20 protein-coding genes are annotated in these 19,115 nt (G+C 41.6%); 13 read left to right on the top strand and 7 right to left on the bottom strand.

All coding sequences use genetic code 11. The features are described 5' to 3' along the window. Nucleotides 1–334 precede the first annotated feature (334 nt). The 7 genes from AAEY78_RS07070 to AAEY78_RS07040 all read left to right on the top strand — a co-directional run bounded on the left by AAEY78_RS07070 (nt 335) and on the right by AAEY78_RS07040 (nt 8,154). Complete coding sequence (locus AAEY78_RS07070) at nt 335–1,573, top strand: urate hydroxylase PuuD (RefSeq protein ID WP_352338493.1); 1,239 nt, start codon at nt 335–337, stop codon at nt 1,571–1,573. A 305-nt stretch (nt 1,574–1,878) separates the two neighbouring features. Beyond that, the gene (locus AAEY78_RS07065; RefSeq protein WP_352338491.1) at nt 1,879–3,369 is read left to right on the top strand and encodes an NCS1 family nucleobase:cation symporter-1; all 1,491 of its coding nucleotides are present in this window, start codon (nt 1,879–1,881) and stop codon (nt 3,367–3,369) included. A 209-nt stretch (nt 3,370–3,578) separates the two neighbouring features. After that, on the top strand, nt 3,579–4,559 hold the full coding sequence (gene puuE, locus AAEY78_RS07060; protein WP_352338489.1) for an allantoinase PuuE: 981 nt from the start codon (nt 3,579–3,581) through the stop codon (nt 4,557–4,559). A 382-nt stretch (nt 4,560–4,941) separates the two neighbouring features. After that, complete coding sequence (locus tag AAEY78_RS07055; protein ID WP_352338487.1) at nt 4,942–5,502, top strand: ureidoglycolate lyase; 561 nt, start codon at nt 4,942–4,944, stop codon at nt 5,500–5,502. A gap of 171 nt (nt 5,503–5,673) precedes the next feature. Next, nucleotides 5,674–5,952, top strand: a complete 279-nt coding sequence (locus AAEY78_RS07050) for a Trp family transcriptional regulator (protein ID WP_352338485.1) — start codon at nt 5,674–5,676, stop codon at nt 5,950–5,952. 69 nt (nt 5,953–6,021) lie between these two features. After that, nucleotides 6,022–7,440 (top strand): anthranilate synthase component I family protein, encoded by a 1,419-nt coding sequence (locus AAEY78_RS07045; protein WP_352338483.1) that lies wholly within the window; start codon nt 6,022–6,024, stop codon nt 7,438–7,440. A 63-nt stretch (nt 7,441–7,503) separates the two neighbouring features. After that, a complete protein-coding gene (locus tag AAEY78_RS07040; protein ID WP_352338481.1) occupies nt 7,504–8,154 on the top strand; it encodes an anthranilate synthase component II in 651 nt (216 codons plus the stop codon). An 84-nt stretch (nt 8,155–8,238) separates the two neighbouring features. Here AAEY78_RS07040 and AAEY78_RS07035 read toward each other — a convergent pair whose 3' ends face one another. The 4 genes from AAEY78_RS07035 to gdhA all read right to left on the bottom strand — a co-directional run bounded on the left by AAEY78_RS07035 (nt 8,239) and on the right by gdhA (nt 12,540). Then, nucleotides 8,239–8,982: an amino acid ABC transporter ATP-binding protein gene (locus AAEY78_RS07035; RefSeq protein ID WP_352338480.1), complete on the bottom strand. Its 744-nt coding sequence runs from the start codon at nt 8,980–8,982 to the stop codon at nt 8,239–8,241. 76 nt (nt 8,983–9,058) lie between these two features. Next, on the bottom strand, nt 9,059–9,796 hold the full coding sequence (locus AAEY78_RS07030; protein ID WP_352338478.1) for an amino acid ABC transporter permease: 738 nt from the start codon (nt 9,794–9,796) through the stop codon (nt 9,059–9,061). Beyond that, nucleotides 9,796–10,626, bottom strand: a complete 831-nt coding sequence (locus AAEY78_RS07025) for an amino acid ABC transporter substrate-binding protein (RefSeq protein ID WP_352338476.1) — start codon at nt 10,624–10,626, stop codon at nt 9,796–9,798. Before AAEY78_RS07025 ends, AAEY78_RS07030 begins: the two co-directional genes overlap by 1 nt. Before the next feature lie 567 nt (nt 10,627–11,193). After that, nucleotides 11,194–12,540 (bottom strand): NADP-specific glutamate dehydrogenase, encoded by a 1,347-nt coding sequence (gene gdhA, locus AAEY78_RS07020; RefSeq protein ID WP_352338474.1) that lies wholly within the window; start codon nt 12,538–12,540, stop codon nt 11,194–11,196. A gap of 653 nt (nt 12,541–13,193) precedes the next feature. Here gdhA and AAEY78_RS07015 point away from each other — a divergent pair. The 5 genes from AAEY78_RS07015 (at nt 13,194) to AAEY78_RS06995 (ending at nt 16,412) form a co-directional block, all read left to right on the top strand. Then, nucleotides 13,194–13,556, top strand: a complete 363-nt coding sequence (locus AAEY78_RS07015; protein WP_352338472.1) for a roadblock/LC7 domain-containing protein — start codon at nt 13,194–13,196, stop codon at nt 13,554–13,556. Nucleotides 13,557–13,699: 143 nt separating this feature from the next. Next, complete coding sequence (locus AAEY78_RS07010; protein ID WP_352338471.1) at nt 13,700–14,194, top strand: PAS domain-containing protein; 495 nt, start codon at nt 13,700–13,702, stop codon at nt 14,192–14,194. Nucleotides 14,195–14,197: 3 nt separating this feature from the next. Beyond that, on the top strand, nt 14,198–14,947 hold the full coding sequence (locus tag AAEY78_RS07005; RefSeq protein ID WP_352338469.1) for a PhnD/SsuA/transferrin family substrate-binding protein: 750 nt from the start codon (nt 14,198–14,200) through the stop codon (nt 14,945–14,947). 134 nt (nt 14,948–15,081) lie between these two features. Further along, nucleotides 15,082–15,729 (top strand): hypothetical protein, encoded by a 648-nt coding sequence (locus tag AAEY78_RS07000; RefSeq protein ID WP_352338467.1) that lies wholly within the window; start codon nt 15,082–15,084, stop codon nt 15,727–15,729. A gap of 68 nt (nt 15,730–15,797) precedes the next feature. Further along, nucleotides 15,798–16,412 (top strand): hypothetical protein, encoded by a 615-nt coding sequence (locus AAEY78_RS06995; RefSeq protein WP_352338466.1) that lies wholly within the window; start codon nt 15,798–15,800, stop codon nt 16,410–16,412. 34 nt (nt 16,413–16,446) lie between these two features. On the opposite strand, the gene AAEY78_RS06990 is transcribed toward AAEY78_RS06995, so the two are convergent. Both AAEY78_RS06990 and AAEY78_RS06985 read right to left on the bottom strand, forming a co-directional pair. Beyond that, nucleotides 16,447–17,058, bottom strand: coding sequence for a GNAT family N-acetyltransferase (locus AAEY78_RS06990; protein ID WP_352338464.1), 612 nt, complete (start codon nt 17,056–17,058; stop codon nt 16,447–16,449). A 61-nt stretch (nt 17,059–17,119) separates the two neighbouring features. Then, nucleotides 17,120–17,506, bottom strand: coding sequence for a tautomerase family protein (locus AAEY78_RS06985; RefSeq protein ID WP_352338462.1), 387 nt, complete (start codon nt 17,504–17,506; stop codon nt 17,120–17,122). Between the two features lie 130 nt (nt 17,507–17,636). Here AAEY78_RS06985 and AAEY78_RS06980 point away from each other — a divergent pair, with 130 nt between their 5' ends. Continuing rightward, a complete protein-coding gene (locus tag AAEY78_RS06980) occupies nt 17,637–17,885 on the top strand; it encodes a DUF2164 domain-containing protein (protein WP_352338461.1) in 249 nt (82 codons plus the stop codon). 99 nt (nt 17,886–17,984) lie between these two features. On the opposite strand, the gene AAEY78_RS06975 is transcribed toward AAEY78_RS06980, so the two are convergent. Next, a complete protein-coding gene (locus AAEY78_RS06975; protein WP_502943705.1) occupies nt 17,985–19,100 on the bottom strand; it encodes an S-(hydroxymethyl)glutathione dehydrogenase/class III alcohol dehydrogenase in 1,116 nt (371 codons plus the stop codon). Between the last annotated feature and the right edge of the window lie 15 nt (nt 19,101–19,115).

Genomic DNA, 19,115 nt, shown 5'->3' with positions numbered 1-19,115 from the left:
GGATAGGCACTTTGAATAAAAGTATTTAATACCCGTATTATCTTTAAATCTGTAAATACATCACAAATCGCTAACTCTAGTAGTTTGATTCATTGTCTTAATCGACTGATATTTTAATCAATTGATATGAGCATTGAATTGCTTAACGATATAAAGTCGTTTGATTCTCGCCACGCCTACGGATGGTATTGATAGAGTCGAACATCGGATATCAAAGCCGGCACTGCCTTTACTTGTCTCATCATCTTGGTATCACTAGTTTGTTATACCAAGATGATGCGCCGCCGCCGTTACCACTTACTAAGACAGAGCAATATAAAAGGACACTTGCTACATGGGCGCATATTATCTCGATTGGTTAAACCTCTTCTTCCGCTGGTTCCACGTCATCGCTGGTGTCGCATGGATTGGCGCATCATTTTACTTCGTATGGCTCGACATGAGCTTGCAGAAGCCGCCGGAATGGAAAGCTAAAAAAGGCATTTCAGGTGACTTATGGGCTGTTCACGGTGGTGGTTTCTATGAAATTGCCAAATATAAACTTGAACCTGAAGAAATGCCAAAAACACTGCATTGGTTCAAATGGGAAGCTTATACCACGTGGTTAACTGGTATGGCGATGCTAGCTATCGTCTATTATGCCAATGCGACTGCTTATTTAGTAGATCCAACCAAAGTTGCTTTTAGTAATATGGAAGCAATTGCTGTCAGTTTAGCCTTCTTGTTCGGCAGCTACCTTATTTATGAACTGATTGTTCGTAGCCATATCGGCAAAAACAAACTGGTTTTTAGTATCACTATCTTTGTATTAATGGTTATTGCCACTTGGGGTTCTTATCAGCTGTTTAGTGACCGTGCCTCATTTATCCATGTTGGTGCCATCTTAGGTACAATCATGGCAGGTAACGTATTCTTCGGTATTATGCCAGCTCAGCGTGCGTTGGTAGATTGTGTTCGTAAAGGCGAAAAACCAGGTCCAGATGTAGCCGCTTTAGCATTAATGGCTAGAAACCGTTCGGTAATGAACAACTACTTTACCCTACCGTTAATTTTTATCATGATTAGTAATCACTATCCAATGATGTATTCACATGCACACGGTTGGTTGGTATTGGTATTCGTAGGTATTATTACAGCAACTGCTCGTCATTTCTTCAATGAAAAACATTTGGGTCGCAATAAACCAGGATATTTAATCGTTCCTGCCATTGCTACTCTTGCATTAATCTTCTGGATGCGCCCTGCTCCTATTGAAGCAGCTCCTGTTGCTCCAGTTACTAGCGAAACAACCACTGATACAGCAGCAGGCGCTGTTCCTGTTACTGCCTCAGGTGATGATGCGGTTATGGCAATTGTTCAAGAACGTTGCTCTACTTGTCATGCTGCACAGCCAACACAAGCAGGTTTCAATGCGCCACCACTGGGTGTTATCTTAGCGACGCCAGCAGACTTAAAAACGCATAAAGCTAAAATCGTAACATCGTTACAAACCAGCTACATGCCACTTGGTAACATTACTAAAATGACTGACGAAGAGCGTGCGCAAGTTCTAGCATATACGTCAGCTTTATAGTCAAATCGGTTCTATAGCATTAAAATCATCGTATAGAGTTTGCTAGCTGGTTCATTATCGGCTAGCAATATCCGCTATATTCACTCTATTTATCTCGCTGTTATCAAATCCCTAATATTTAATTAAAAATTAATACTATCAACAATTTAGCTTATATAAAAACTATTACCTCTGAGCTAACGATACTCTATATATTATAATTCTTTATCTATATTAAATAAAAAATTGTCTTGACCAAATCATGATATAGACATAAAGTAAAAGCAGGCTTAATTGTGGCTGTCATCTGATAAAAGGAAATACAGATGTCTAATAAGCGGCAACAAGATCCAGCTATATACGACCACAGTCAACTCGACTCTACTATCAAACACTCAAGACTATATAACGAAGATTTGGCACCATTACCGCCAAATGAACGTACTTGGGGCTGGTTTTCTATATTTAACGTCTGGTCAAATGACATCCAAAGCTTATTCGGCTATACACTCGCTGCCTCATTATTTTTAAGTTATGGCTTAAGTGGTTGGTGGGTCATGGCAGCCATTATATGTGCTGGCTTTATTGTGATGCTCATGGTCAACCTAACGGGTAAACCAAGTGTCAAATATGGCATACCTTTTCCAGTTCTAATTCGCGCAAGCCTTGGCGTTAATGGTGCAAACTTACCAGCGGTACTACGAGCAATTATTGGCATTTTTTGGTATGGCGTGCAGACTTATTTTGCCTCAACAGCCGTTGCCATTTTATTAACCCTAATTATTGGTGGTTCTGATGCCACGTTACTAGGGTTAAACAGTACCGCTTGGATTGCCTTTATTATTGTTTGGCTGTTTCAAATCATGCTGTTTTGGGCAGGTATTGAACCTATTAAGCATTTCTTAAACTGGGCAGGACCTTTGGTTTATGTGGTGATGGTTGTACTGATGGGCATGATATGGTATCAGTCAGGCTCCCAATTATTGCCAGCTATCAGCTCTATTTTTACCAATAATAGTGATTACGATGGTAATCAGTTCCAAGCATTTACAGCAATTGTTGGAACAATGGTCGCTTATTTTGCAGCAGTAGTGATTAACTTTGGTGACTTTTCACGCTTTTTACGTAGTGAACGTGATATGAAGTTGGGTAATTTAATTGGCTTACCCGTTAATATGTTCTTCTTCTCATTCATTGCGCTTGTCATCACCGCAGGTACACTCGTTATATTTGGAGAAGCGTTAACCAACCCTTCTGATATCGTAGAACGCGTTGATGCACTGCCTTTAACGATTATCGCTGCACTTACCTTCTTTGCAGCAACCGTTGGTATCAATATGGTGGCAAACTTTATACCACCTGCTTATGACTTAGCCAATCTATTTCCTAAGCATATTAGCTTTCGTAAAGGTGGCTTAATCACTGCGATTATTGCATTTTTTGTTGGCGGTCTTTGGTTATCCTTTATTAGTAAAATAGGTATTGTTGGCTTTGTAAATGCTATTGGAGCGGTTATTGCGCCTTTCTTTGGTATTTTGGTAGTCGATTACTACCTTATTAAACGCCAGCATATCGATATGAACGATTTGTTTTCTGATAAACCTACTGGTGCCTACTACTATTATAAAGGGTGGAATATTCGAGGTTTGATTGCCTTTGCAGTAGGTGCTATATTCTCTATTGCAACTATATTGGTGCCTGTACTTACTAAGCTTGAAGGTTATGGCTTTCTAATGGGTGCGGCAATTGGGGGTATTGTTTATTGGCTCCTCATGCGCCCTTATGCAGTGTCAGCAGATGCCATAGTAAAACGATAAAATAAATGTAAAACGATAGAATAAATAATATTCACTAAAATAGGTCAGCACTATAATTTCGGTGCTGACTACCATGCCTATATCAGTTACCGCTTTTAGTTTACAACTTTTTAATTTATAACATTGCTGCTAAACCATCATATGATATTCATATGATTATTAAGTCTTGAGTAAATATATTGCTCTATTTTCACTAAGGATAAAACACAATGACGCAGAAGATTACCAGTGACTTTGATCAGGACGCCTACCCTCGCGACCTAAAAGGCTATGGCGACAACCCACCGAAAGCAAACTGGCCGGGCGGCGCAAAAATTGCGGTGCAGTTCGTGCTAAATATTGAAGAAGGCGCAGAAAACAGCGTTATCCACGGTGATGGTCAATCTGAGCGCTTTTTATCTGATGTATTGGGCACACCAGAATTTCTCAATCGTCACCAGTCTATTGAGTCCGCTTTTGAATACGGCAGTCGTGTAGGCGTTTGGCGCGTGCTTGACGTGTTTAAAGAATACGGCTTGCCAATTACTACTTTCACCTGTGCCACCGCTGCTGAAAAAACACCGCATATTATCGAGCGTGTGTTAGAAGATGGTCATGAAGTTGCCAGCCATAGTTTGCGCTGGATTACCTATCAAAACATGTACCGTGAAACAGAACGTGAGCATGTTCGCCGCGCTACTGAAATTTTTGAGCAAATGCTAGGCAAGCAGCCTTTAGGTTGGTACACTGGTCGCGATAGCCCTAACACGCGTGAATTGGTCGCTGAGCAAGGTGGTTATCTTTATGACTCAGACTCTTATGCTGATGAACTTCCGTACTGGCTTGATGTCAAAGTAGAAGACGGCAGTAGTATAATCCGTAAGCCACACTTAGTTATTCCTTATACCCTTGAAACTAACGATATGCGTTTTTCTTCAAGCCCAGGATTTACCAATGCTGAACCTTTTTATCAATATCTAAAAGACAGCTTCGATACCTTATATGAAGAAGGCGCAGAAACGCCAAAAATGCTAACAATCGGTTTACATTGCCGTATTATCGGTCGTGCTGGTCGTATCACCGCATTAAAACAATTCCTAAAGTACATCACCAGTAAGCCTGACGTTTGGGTTTGCCGCCGCGATGAAATCGCTAAGCACTGGTATGAAAATCATCCAGCCACTGCCGATAACACTGCAAACTGGATGTAACCATAAGACGTATCATCATATCAATAAGTACATACGTAATAACAATCACGTAGACCAACTGACGATACGTTCAAGAAAGTTTATTTCTCAGTAATTCAATTGTTCAAAAACTATATCTTGTATTCGATATTTACTTAACTCAAGTAAGTAAATATCGGCAATACTGGACCTAATCGTTTAATAGTATGAACAACAAATTACGGATAAACTGCCTAACTTTCTTCCCGACTGTAACCATCGTGAAGCGCTAGAAAAAGCTCATAAATAAAAATGCGATATCTTTATTGATCACTGATGGACTGTAACTTAATAAGTGACTAAATTACTAAGTTATTAGGTCAACTCAATAAATAATATTGCTAACTAATATATAGGTGAATTAATGAAAACCACAATAATTGCTCAACCTTTAACCAAAGCTGCTTTTGCTCCTTATGGCTCAGTGATTGAGCCTTATGATGATCAAGAAAAATGTCCTGAAAACAGCTGGGATATCAATCGTGGCTTTGCCTGTCGCCATGACTCTATATCAAAAGTTCAAAATGACGGCGGTGAAGTTGGCTTCAGCATATTCCGTACCAAAAGACGTGACTGCCCTATTACGTTATCGGTTATGGAATACCATCCGTTTGGTAGCCAAGCCTTCTTTTCTATGAATAGCACAGACTATATAGTCGTGGTAGCAAAAGCTGGCGAGCCACCAATATCAGCAGATGATTTAAAAGTTTTTTATGCCCGTTCGTATCAAGGTGTACAGTATGATGCCAATGTTTGGCATCATCCGCTACTGGCGCTAAAAGCGGATTGTGATTTCTTAGTGGTCGATCGTATCAATGGTGAGGGTAACAACTGCCATGAATTTGAGATTGATGATTGGGAAGTTTGCGTTGATGTCTCTACTGAAGAAGCTAAGTCAAATAGAGCAAAGGCTAATGCTGTTTAGTAGTTATTAGTGATTGTTAAAGCCAGCTAATGTAAATTAGCTGGCTTTTTTATGCCTGATAATCGATAAACTTTTAATAATAAATATCTTGTCTTTCATGTACTATCGTACTAGTATACTGAAACAAGAAACTTGCTACTCTTTATTATTTTATTTGTTAACAGGCTTTTTATGAATGACAACGCTTATCAAATTCTGTTAACCCATTTAGCAAACTGCGATAATAACCATGACATTGAACTGGCTTTAAACGCGTTACTCACTACCAAAGAGCAGCATGATATTGCCAATCGTATTCGTATTTTTGATTTATTAGCGCAAGGCGTGACCCATCGGGAAATATCTGAACAATTAGGTGTTGGTATTGCCACAGTTTCTCGCGGTGCAAAAGCAATGCAAGCACATGATGTGAGCGCTCTTTTAGCAACGCATCAAAAAATTAATCCCTAAATAATAAATAGCTTAATTCTATAATTTTTATTTTTTCTGATACATATTTGTCTTATTTTGGAACCTATCATGACTGCTCCTATACCGTCTCAGCTTAAGCCTGCACCTATCGAAATACCTAGTAAACCGCAACGTATTAAACTGACAGAAGATATTGATTTTTTCACCCTATTTAAACGTATTGAGGCAGCATTTGATACCTGTTATTTGCTCGAATCATTGGGTGATGAAAGCCATATTTCACGCCATCATGCGATTGGCTTTGATCCAATACTGACCATTAGCGCACTCGACAGTAAGACGCTTGCCATTACAGATAATAAAACTGCTACAGCCCGCTGTTATGAAACGGATAATCCTTACCAGCTACTACGAGAAATCACGCCACAGCATGTCATTGCGCGTGACCAAACGGGTGGCTTGGTTGGTTATTTGGGTTATGACAGTGTCAATTTTTTTGAGCCCAGCGTAAATGCGAAGCCTAGCGCTGACTTTGAACCATTTAAATTTGGCGTCTATTTAGATGGATTAACGCTGGATAAAATGACCGGCGAAATCTTCTATTTTTATTATGAGACAGACAAGCAAAGCAATCGCATTGAGCACATTAAAGCTTTACTTAATGCACCAATTCCGACCTATGAGCCGCCTACGGTGACATTTTTAGGCGATAGCATGAGTCAAGCCGCACATGCAGATGCAGTCATTCAGGTAAAGGAACATATTACCGCCGGGCGTATTTTTCAATGTGAGGTTGGCTTTAAGTCGCGCTATCAAATTAGCGGCGCGCACATGCCCATTTATGAAAAACTGCGTATGGTCAATCCTTCACCGCACATGTATTTTATGAAGTTTGGGCAACAGCGCATTATTGGTGCCTCTCCTGAGCTGTTATTTCGCTTGCGCCAAGGTGAGATGGAAACTTATCCGCTTGCCGGTACTGCTAGACGCGGCGCTGATGAGGTGGAAGATCGTCAATTGGCACGTGCGTTATTAAATGATGCTAAAGAAATCGCTGAGCATAATATGTTGGTAGATTTGCATCGTAATGATATTGGTCGCGTGGCAAGATTTGGTACCGTTAAAGTACGCAGCTTAATGGATATCAAACGCTACTCGCATGTCCAACATATCTCCTCTGAAATTGTCGGTATCTTGCATCCGAATGAAGATATGTTTAGCGCCCTTGCCAGTAACTTTCCTGCCGGAACCTTGTCTGGCGCACCAAAAATTGAGGCAATCAAGGTTATTAATGAGTTGGAACCTGATGGTCGCGGTGCCTATGGCGGAGCGCTGGGCTCGTTTAACTTTAACGGCGACTGCATTTTTGCCATTCCGATTCGCAGTTTATTTATCAATGGCGACTCTGCCTATGCGCAAACTTGCGGCGGTAATGTCTACGATTCTAATCCAGCCGATGAATATTTAGAAATTCAGCGCAAACTATCGGCAATGAGAGTCGTATTGGATAGCTTTACTCAGCCTTAAAATCGTGGCGATTATGAATAGGTATGGTGCTTATAAACAGTATTTTTAAAAATTGGATTGCTGATGAATGTTTTAATTATTGATAACTACGACTCATTTACCTTTAATCTCTATCAGTATGTAGGCGAGATATTGCAGACGATAGATGATAAAGGAGCAGGCAGCGTCATCGTAAAGCGTAATAATGAGATAACGCTTGATGAGGTACGAGCGATGAATCCTGATCGCATCATCATCTCACCAGGTCCGGGTGCGCCTGATGATCCAGCCTATTTTGGGATTTGCGCAGAGGTGATTGCCGTACTGGGTAAAACGATACCCTTATTGGGCGTTTGCTTAGGGATGCAAGGTATTGCGCAGGTGTTTGGTGGACAAGTGGTTCGCGCCAGTATTCCGATGCATGGCAAAGTTTCAGCGATACGTCATGATGGCAAAGGTGTGTATCATGGTCTGCCACAAGCGCTTGAAGTTATGCGTTACCACTCATTGATGGTCGCAAAAGATAAGCTACCTACATGCTTAACCGTTACTTCCGTCGTTGCCAATGCCGATCATCGCCATTTAAGTTTGACAGATGCGGCGCAAGCAGGTGATGAGATTATGGGCTTGCGTCATAGTGATTATCCGATTCAAGGGGTACAGTTTCATCCGGAGTCATTTGCAACCGAAGGGGCTAAGCGATTACTGACTAACTTTTTATTACAAGTGTCATAAAGCAGTTCTAAAAATAATAAAAAACATATAAAAAAGGCTGACTTGATAGCAAGCCAGCCTTTTTTCTTCTGTGTATTAACTTTATTAACTTTCAATCCGCTGTAAAAATGCCTGCGTCCGTGGATGCGTCGACAGCTCAAACATCTGCTCAGCGCTGCCCTCTTCAACCACATGCCCATCTTCAATCAACACCACATGATCGGCAACGTCACGAGCAAAGTTAATCTCGTGGGTGACCACCACCATCGTCCAACCTTCTGATGCCAGCTGCTTCATCGTTGCTAGCACATCTTGTACCAACTCTGGATCAAGTGCAGAGGTCGGCTCATCAAATAATAATAGCGATGGCTCAATGGCAAGCGCGCGCGCAATACCAATACGCTGCTGCTGACCGCCCGATAACTGAAACGGATATAAATCCGCTTTATCAGATAATCCTACTTTTTCCAGCAGGGCTAGCGCATTTGCACGGCTGTCAGCTTTTGATTTTCCTTGCACTACAGTTGGACCTAAAGTTAAATTTTCAAGCGCTGTTTTATGCGGAAATAAATTATAAGATTGAAACACCATACCTGACTTACGTTGTAATGCCAGTAAGGTTTTCTTATTCGGTTTATTGGCAAAATCCACGGTCAAACTGCCATCATCAAAAACAATCTGCCCTTGATCTGGAATCTCAAGCGCATTAATACAACGTAAAAAGGTCGTTTTTCCTGAGCCGGATGGTCCCAATATCACCACCACATTGCCTTTACGAATGGTCAAATCGATGCCTTTAAGCACTTGATTGCCACCAAAAGCTTTATGAATATTAGTGATGTGAATCATAGACTTTCCTGTTATGCGGGTATTATTAATGATATGCTGCCAGTTACTAATCAATTATTCATCAGTTATTTATCAATTATTTGGCAATATAACGGTCTAAACGCGTCTCAAGCTTGCCTTGAATAAAGGTTAAAAATAGACAAATACCCCAATAAATAATCGCCGCTTCAGTATAGACCAACATGAATTCATAATTACGCGCTGTAATAATCTGCGCCTGTTTAAACAGCTCAGTGACTAGAACCAAAGACGCTAAAGAGGTGTCTTTAACCAAGCTAATGAACGTATTGGACAAAGGCGGCACCGATACGCGTAACGCTTGTGGCAAAATAACATGGTGAAATGTTTGCAAATAAGTAAGACCCACCGTTGCGCCGGCTTCCCACTGCCCTTTTGGAATTGATAAAATCGAGGCGCGTACCGTCTCTGACGCATAAGCACCAATATTAAGCGAAAATGCAATAATAGCAGACGGGAACGGATCTAACTTGACACCAATACTCGGAAAACCATAAAAAATAATAAATAGCTGCACCAGCATCGGTGTACCACGAATGGCAGATACGTAAATACGCGCAAGACGATAGACGATTTTATGCCATAAGCTTGCGCGTGGCACAATACGTATCAGCGCCACGCTCAGCGCTATCGTCATACCTATCGCAAAAGATATCAATGCCAGCGGTATCGAATAATAGATACCGCCTTTTAGCATCGGCCAAAACGAGGTGATAACGATATGCGCCCGCTCGGGCGTCATAAACGGTAATAAGGCTAATAGATCAGCAAATACTGACATTATAGATACAAGCATTAGTTTTGTTTGCTTATGTTAGCACCAAAGAACTCTTGGCTAAGTTTGGTCAACGTACCATCGGCTTGTAATGCTGCCATCGCTTCATCTATCTTTGCCACGACTGCGTCATCACCTTTACGCAATATCAAGCCCGAACCGCGTAGCTCACTGGCTGGCGCAACCAGTTTAATCTCAAGCCCGCTATTCGGAAATTTCTTCAGATAATCCAATACTGCTAAATTATCATTCATGGTAAAGTCAGCACGGTCTTGCTTCACCAATTGCACTGCTTGCGCCATGCCATCAACAGGCACGATTTCTGCTTGATACCGCTCTGCCAACTCACCATAGTTACTACTCAGTGATTGGGCAGTGCGCAAACCTTTCAGCGCATCCCACGAGCTATAACGACTGTCCTCAGTCGGCGCTAACACCACCGCACCTGACCAGCTATAAGCGGTCGCCTTATCATACTTTGCCATACGCTCAGGCGTGGTTAGGCTCACCTGATTTGCAACCATATCAAAGCGTTTAGAATCCAAACCTGCCAGCATCGCATCCCACTGAGTTTCTTTAAATTCTACCTTTACGCCCATTTTATCGGCAACGGCACGTGTTACTTCAACATCATAGCCGGTGAGCTTGCCGCTCTCATCATGATAAGTGAACGGAGGATACGTGCCCTCAGTACCTACATTTATGGTACCGCCACTATTGATACGCTGCAGCAGCTCAGAGCCACCATCTGCCGCTTTAGCCGTCTTATCAGCATCATTTGTATTCGATTGGCTACAAGCAGCTAGCAATATCGTACTGGCAGCAAGCGTTAATAAAGCGCGACGTTTCATAAGGTATCCTTAAATATATGAAAAAAAGAAGTAAGATACAGATCAGCTTAGTAATCCAGTGTAAACCATACCATATAAGCGTTTGTTTTCTTTAAATGATGATTGTTATTATTGTTTGAGCATTGCGTTGTACATTAACCTTGGGTTGCTCGATTTGAGGTTACAGAAGATATTTTTCAATGCTTAACTTGCATTGCTAGCCAGTTAATTTCGAAGCTAATTAAAAACGTAAACGTCCAAGATTAATGTAAGACTGCTACGATAATGTAGCATAGTAACGCAATTGGCATTTAAAATTGGTACAAAAACAGTGAGCAAGTTATGAATAATAGCATTTACTGACTTTATATCAAAAAAACAGTACTTACAAAATAGCTTTAAAAAACAGTGCGCAAACAAAAAGAACCAATGATGAATGTCACGATTGGGGCTTGAAGCATTATCAAATTATGCTATTTCAGCTATCCTACTTTTTTAAATGAAAAAAATACCGCGCTTATCATTAATGGATCAATGAATAAACGCGGTATCACTTAGCAATCAGCTTTTAATAGCAACTTACACTGCTTAGTTTAAGATACCATAAGCAACTAAGGCATCGGCAACTCGTTTAAAGCCAACGATATTAGCGCCTGCCATATAGTCGATATAACCATTTTCGGTCTGACCATATTTCTCTGACGCTTCAGCAGCGCTATCATGGATGTTTTTCATGATTCCTTTTAAGCGATTATCAACTTCTTCAAAGCTTTGATATTGACGTACAGAATTCTGTGACATCTCAAGCGCAGAGACGGCAACGCCGCCTGCATTCGCCGCTTTACCCGGCGCATAATGCACATGATGTAGACGAATATGGTCAATAGCTTCGGCTGTCAATGGCATGTTCGCGCCTTCAACGATATATTTTACGCCGTTATCTACCAATAACTTGGCAGCGTCTTCATCCACTTCATTCTGTGTCGCTGATGGAATAGCGATATCTGCTTTTATATTCCAAGGTTTTTGACCAGCAAGCCATTCGCCACCGAACACAGCAACATAGTCAGCAAGCGGTTTGCTTTGCTCTTTTTGAGTTTTGAGCCAATCAATTTTTTCTTGATTGAGACCTTGCTCATCGTATAAGGTACCTTGTGAGTCAGATACGGTTAAGACGATACCACCCAGCATATGTACTTTTTCAGCGGCATGTAATGATACGTTACCTGCGCCTGATACCAATACTTTTTTGCCTTTAATGTCTTCGTTTTGCGCAGCTAGCATATTTTCTAAGAAGTATACGGCACCATAACCGGTGGCTTCTGTACGCATCAAGCTACCACCGAAACCAACGCCTTTACCCGTAATCACACCAGTCGACTCACGCGTTAGGTTTTTATACATCGCATACATGTAGCTCACTTCACGACCACCAACACCGATATCACCAGCGGGTACGTCGATGTCTTTATTTACATAGTGATGCAGCTCACGCATAAAGGCGTAGCAAAAACGACGAATCTCAGAGTCTGACTTACCTTTAGGGTCAAAGTCAGAACCACCTTTACCACCACCAATCGGTAGACCAGTCAAAGCGTTTTTAAAGATTTGCTCAAAACCTAAGAACTTCAGTACTGATTCCGTCACAGTTGGATGAAATCTTAAACCACCTTTATAAGGACCTAAGGCATTATTAAACTGGACACGCCAACCACGGTTGATTTGAATCTCACCTTTATCGTTTTCCCAGTTAATACGGAAACAAACCGTGCGATCAGGCTCTGCCAAACGTTCAAATATTTTTAGGGTTTCATATTCAGGATGGGCGTCATACAACGGCTTAATGGTGATGGCAACTTCTTTAACAGCTTGAATGAATTCGGGTTGATGCGCATATTGGGCTTCAATTTTTTTGATGGCGTCACTGATACTCATATATCTTCCTTAACTATGGAACGAGGTGGGTGTACTGAATAACATCCGGGTCATATCGCAAGACAATATACTACAATATGACAAATACCGGTGCAGTATTAAACAGCCAAATGTTGGTCTGATACAGAATCTGTGACGAGTGACTTGAATGTAAGCCAAACGATTAACCCCTAGACGGGCACACGATACGAGCGTCCATAGTTATGAATAGGTCACTATAGACCACCACCTAGGCTACAATTTATAGATAGATGAGAACATGACAAAATAGTGAGTCATGATATGACTGGTATGTGAAAGGTGTCTTATGAATGGGACTTGACTCTGCCTATTTAATTTACAGTTCTGACCGAAAAAGTCAATAGTTTTAAAAAAAATAGTGTGAACTAGACATCTAAGCGGCGTCGTTAACCAAGGATTTTGATTGTGATTAACAAAATTTTATCCTATGCCGAAGAGGATTATACCACAGAGTCAATAACTCCCATTTTTAGTTTAATTGGTTTATTCAACATAATTTTATTAAATTTTCTGATAATATCATATCAATATACGCAACAAGGTTTTATACTAGACCTTTTGAGCAGACCCGATTTTTAAGAATTATCAATAGATAGTTTGTATCCATTTAACAATCAGCGATAGAGAAATATATGCGTACAGAGTCATTCCAACAAATCTTAGAAGACTTAAACAACTCCTCCGTAGATGTTGAAGCGTCAGCTCTTATCTCAACCGATGGTTTGATGATAGCGTCTGCCCTACCGATGGGGGTTGATGAAGACAGAGTCGGTGCCATGTCAGCCGCCCTATTGTCTCTTGGTGACCGCGCAGGTCGCGAGTTGGCGCGTGGAAGTATTGATCGCATTATGATTCAAGGCGAAACGGGTTCGGTTATTATGACGTCATCAGGCGATGAGGCAGTACTGACCATCATGACTAAGCCCAATGCTAAGCTGGGACTGGTTTTTTTAGATATTAAACGTGCTTCAGAAGCACTGGCTAAACTTATTTAAGTATTTCTATAAGCGCTGCTACATTAATAATGCTTAGAAATAATATATAGCTCTATAAGATTGCTTTTAACTGATGGGATATCGCATTGGTTATTATATCCATCAATTCATTATAATTATTACAATCAATAAAGGAGATTATCATGGGTTCTCCACTTTCTGATGCTCAAAAGCCTGATATGCCTGCTGAGCAAATCACGTTAACGTATCACGATGGAACCTCGCGCGCTGTTTATGATTCAGGCATTGAGCGCCCTTATCCTGACGGTAAACTTATCGTGTCACGGACAGATTTAGACGGTACTCTCACGCATGTGAACGACGCGTTTGTAGAAATTAGTGGCTATGAAATTGATGAGCTGATTGGTAAACCGCACTACATTTTGCGCCATCCTGATATGCCAAGCGGTGCTTATAAGGACTTATGGCAGACGGCTAAATCCGGACAAAAGTGGCATGGTTATGTCAAAAACTTGTGTAAAGACGGTAGCCATTACTGGGTCTATGCGACGGTTGTGCCCAATGTGCGCCACGGCGAAACTGTAGGTTTCACTTCAGTACGCCGCAAGCCATCACGCAGCAAAATCGATGCTGCCATTGCCCAATATGCCGCAATGAAACAGAATGAGGAAGGGTAAATTATGACAACACACAATATGTTAATTGCCCCTGATTTTTCGCCTGAGCGCTTTGCAGGCTGGCATATGCTTAACCTTTTAATTCAAAAGCGTGCCAATCTGAATATGCACTTAAATATGCCCGCGTCTTATACTGAGCAAGAAGCACTGGTGGCTCAAGGCGATATTCAAATCATTTATGCCAATCCTTTTGATGCTGCTTTTTTGATTCGTGAGCAAGGCTATCGGGCACTGGCGCGCCCTATCGGTAAATCCGATGAGATGGTCATTACCGCCGCCTCTAGTAGTGCTATTAATAGCTTAGAGGATATTCCTAATGGCGCAACGGTGGCAATGGCCAACAATCGCGATGTCAAGCTGATTGGGTTGCGCTTGTTAGAAGCGGTTGATTTGGCAGAAGATGATTTGCACTGGACAGTGACAGAGACGTATCAAGCGGCAGCGCGACAAGTCATGAAAGGCGAAGCACAAGTCGCTTTTTTCTTATCGGAGATTTTCCATAGCTTCTCTCGATTGACCAAATCTCAGCTGACGGTGTTGATTGAAAGTGATATTGCCGATATCAGCCATGTATTACTGGTCAAAGAAGATTTTACAGATACCGATATCTTGATGGATGCTATTTTAAATCTGCATGAGGATACGGACGGTCAAGAAGCCCTAGCTGAGCTTGGAATGCCGAAAGGCTTTGAGGCGATGAGTGAGGAAGATGCTGAATTTATGCTCGATTTGATGGAAACGTTGCTTGATTAGTAGATGACGGATAACGGTAAAAATAAGCCGCCTTTAGGTATCCATTAAAATGTATCAATCGGTGAAGATAATGGCTTAATCGTAGCTAGATAGCTATTAATTAAGCCGTTAATTAAACAGTAAAGGATAGCGTTATGGTCGATATATCTGCCACCGATGAAAATGAGCTTGCCGCCCGCAAAGCTTTCCGCTATTTTTCCCGCAAAGTATTTGTGGTACCAAACAATCGCTATTACCACGAGCAGCGCATTAATGCCGCTTTATTATTGACTGAAAAAGAACCGCTACAGGGGGCAGTAGCAGACTTTTTTTATGGCTGCTGGTACGATATTTCTTATGATATCGCCGATATCTTCACAAAGATTCAAGGACGTTTGCACCCTCAAACTGAGCAAGCCTTTCACAATTGTATTAATAAGCTTGATTATATTAAGCATAGCAGTATTTTTGCGACCCGCTGGAGCGTCCTTGTAACCCCATCACTCAATGTGGATACGCATAGTTTACGTATCAGTAGTGATGATGCTAAGGAAGTCGCCAAAAATATTACCAATGAGCTGATGGATGCGCGTGATAGCCACAACTGGCAAATTATTGAGCAACTTGAAAATGAGTTTTTTGCCCATTGTTTGGCGTGTAATGACCGCCTTGCCTTCTCTATTGTTTGGTTTCGTTTAGGAAAAAGGGACTGGTTATTCGATGAGCGTTGGAATGACTGCCAGCAGCGCTTAGAACAAACGGCGGTTAACGCTGATGAACTTACTACGCCTGAAGCCCAATAATATTAAGATGGCTTGCTAATACTGGTCACCACTCTCGTTCTTTTTTAGATTTTAACAAGGTCGCTTCTATGTCCGTTTTTGATCATGCTGATAAAACCTATATTACTCTCACCCCTGCTGGCGTATTTGAGGCGTTTTCACAGCAGGCGCCGACGGCGATGCAACTGGCATTACAAGCTTTGCTATCCCATAAAGAGACCATGCTGGTGGCGACATGGTTAGAAGAATATCCTGAGCTGTGGCTCGATGGTTTTGTCGAGCAAGGCTTTATTGAGAAATTATCGACTTTTTTACCGGCACCGAACTTACCGCTTGATCAGTTTTTACCGTATGTGGTGGCAAGTTTATCCGGCAAGCGCCGCGCGGCAATTGCCTCTGATGACGGATTTTGTTTGGCGCGGATTGGCTATAGTCAAGAAGAAGCGGACATGCTGAGCGTGGCAGCAGCTGACTTTTCAGGCTTTATGCTACGGCAAAAACAGCGTGGTTGGTCAGTTGGGAGCCGTGCTATCTCATTTTTCCAACAAGTGGATTTATTAATTCCTGAAACCAGTTTTGTATTCTTATGGATTGATAACGACGGTTATGCGCTGATTATTGATGGTGAGCCGCTAACCAATAATCGTGCTTTTGTTGAATTAATTTGGGGCATTAAAACGTCAGGTCTTAAGTTTGAGAGTTAGTTTGAAAGCCAGTTTAAAAGTTAGATTACCAACGCTATTTTTTAAGAAATACTCGCGGTTTGACCGCTAGTTTTTGCCACTGCTGCTGAGTCAGATTATACAATACCTGCTCAGCAAGCGGATGATTTGGCTCAAGCGCAGGATGATAAAAGTTATCTTGCGTATTTATCATACCGATACGCTGCATAAGCAGTTGCGAGGGTTTATTGATGACCGCGGTGAATGCAACGACCTCCGTAAGATTTAATTTTTCAAAAGCAAATTTTAAAGCAGCTTGTGCCGCTTCAGTCGCATAGCCCTGTCCCCAATAATTCTTGTGCAACCGCCAAGCCATCTCAACGCAAGGCGCAAAAGCCATGTCAGCATGTGTCTGATTCAAACCCACAAACCCGATATAGGTATCGCAATTTTCTACAACTCCTTTATCTAAATTACCTTTAACACTGACCGCCCAAAATCCCCAGCCGTTATCTTTAATCAGCTGCTGGCATTTATTGGCAATAATGTCACTCACGGTAGCTGATAATAGCTTGGGGAAATATCGCATGACCTCTGGATCAGCATTCATCTCAGCAAAAATAGCCAAGTCACTTGGCTGCCATTGACGCAAATAAAGGCGTTTGGTTTCTAATGTTTGTACGTTCATAGTATTTAATCTTTTAAATAGTAATAAGACTTAAAACATCCACTTTTATTCAAATTATATTCTACACATTAACCTTATAGCTCAAATCTTGTACTTCATCACCCGTCATACCACGAAAGCCCCAGCAATGCGCGGGCTGCTCTTTTATGGTAATTTCGATATCTATCGGTGGTATGCCTATTTTAAGCTCAATCTGTTGGAACAACGCTTTAATTAACGCCTTTTGGGTGGCGACTGTACGACCTTGCATCATGTTAATTTCGATAACAGTATAAGCGGCTGTTCTGCCTTCAGGATAATAAAAATCATCCGTCTCTAACGGAATAAAACGCTGAGCACGCTTATCTTCAGGCAATCCCAATACTGACTCCATACAACTATGAATCACCTCAGATAGCTGGGATTTAATAGGATTCAACATCTCCTTAATACCGTAAATCACAATCATAATAAAACCTCTCATCCATGCAAATTTATCATAATAGCAAACAACGATGATACACTCGCCTATCACAGTTAAAATTTATAAGATGACACATAATGAGCATCTTTTATAAGACTTTTATTGGAGCATAGATATGAGTAAAGATACGCTCATTAAGCTATCGGATGATGTTGAGACAGTTGTTTTAGACCAGCTTAGAGATTATATGACAACAGAATTCGATGTTGATATTGGTAATCTACCCGCTAAATTTTTACTAGATTTTATTATCGAAACCATAGGACCGCATTTATACAACCAAGTGGTTGATGATATGGAGCCGTGGTTATACGATAGATTGACAGGGATATTAGAAGATATGCACAGTTTTAAAAAGGATTGATTATTTAAGCACTAAAAGACAAATCGCTTATAACGCAAAATGCTGCCCTATCAAGGACAGCATTTTTTATGACTATTTATCAATAAAACCGTGCTACTTTTATTTGTCGAAATGAATAACGGTACGAATACTTTTGCCTTCATGCATCAAGTCAAACGCTTCGTTAATGTCCTCTAGCGACATGGTATGCGTGATAAAGTCTTGCAGTGGAATTTCGCCAGCTAAATAACGCTCAACGTAGCCTGGCAGTTCCGTGCGACCTTTGACGCCGCCAAAAGCAGAGCCACGCCAGACGCGACCAGTAACCAGCTGGAATGGACGGGTTGAGATTTCTTTACCCGCGCCTGCAACCCCGATGATGACCGACTCGCCCCAGCCTTTATGACAGCACTCAAGCGCTGAGCGCATAACATCAACATTACCAATACACTCAAACGAGTAATCAACACCGCCATCCGTCATCTCAACGATGACATCTTGAATGGGCTTGTCATAATCTTTTGGATTGATGCAATCAGTTGCGCCCAATTTTCTTGCCAGCTCAAATTTACTTTCGTTAATATCAATGGCAATGATGCGGCTGGCTTTTGCCATCTCAGCACCGATAACCGCTGACAGTCCAATACCGCCCATACCGAAGATAGCAACCGTCGCGCCTTCTTCGACTTTGGCGGTATTCATGACCGCGCCCATACCAGTGGTAACGCCGCAACCTAATAAGCAAACTTCTTCCAATGGCGCTGCTTTATTCACTTTGGCTAATGAAATCTCTGGCAATACGGTATATTCAGAGAAGGTTGAGCAGCCCATATAATGATAAATTGGCTGACCGTCTTTATAGAAACGCGTGGTACCATCAGGCATTAAGCCTTTACCTTGTGTCTCGCGTACTGCTGAGCAGAGATTGGTTTTGCCAGACAGACAAAATTTACATTCGCCACATTCTGCGGTGTATAGCGGAATCACATGGTCGCCCACTTGGACGCTGGTCACGCCCTCGCCGATTTGCTCTACGATACCACCGCCTTCATGACCTAAAATGGTTGGAAACACGCCTTCTGGGTCTTCACCAGATAAGGTAAAAGCGTCCGTATGGCACACACCACTGGCGACAATTTTGACCAACACTTCGCCTTTGCGCGGTAGCATGACGTCCACTTCTTCAATCGTTAGTGGCTGATTGGGACCCCAAGCAATGGCGGCTTTAGATTTGATAAATTTATCTGACAT

This window comes from Psychrobacter sp. 16-MNA-CIBAN-0192, assembly GCF_040309565.1.
Classification (GTDB): domain Bacteria; phylum Pseudomonadota; class Gammaproteobacteria; order Pseudomonadales; family Moraxellaceae; genus Psychrobacter.
Note: the sequence above shows the minus strand (reverse complement) of the source record. Positions and strands in the feature narration are given on the sequence as shown.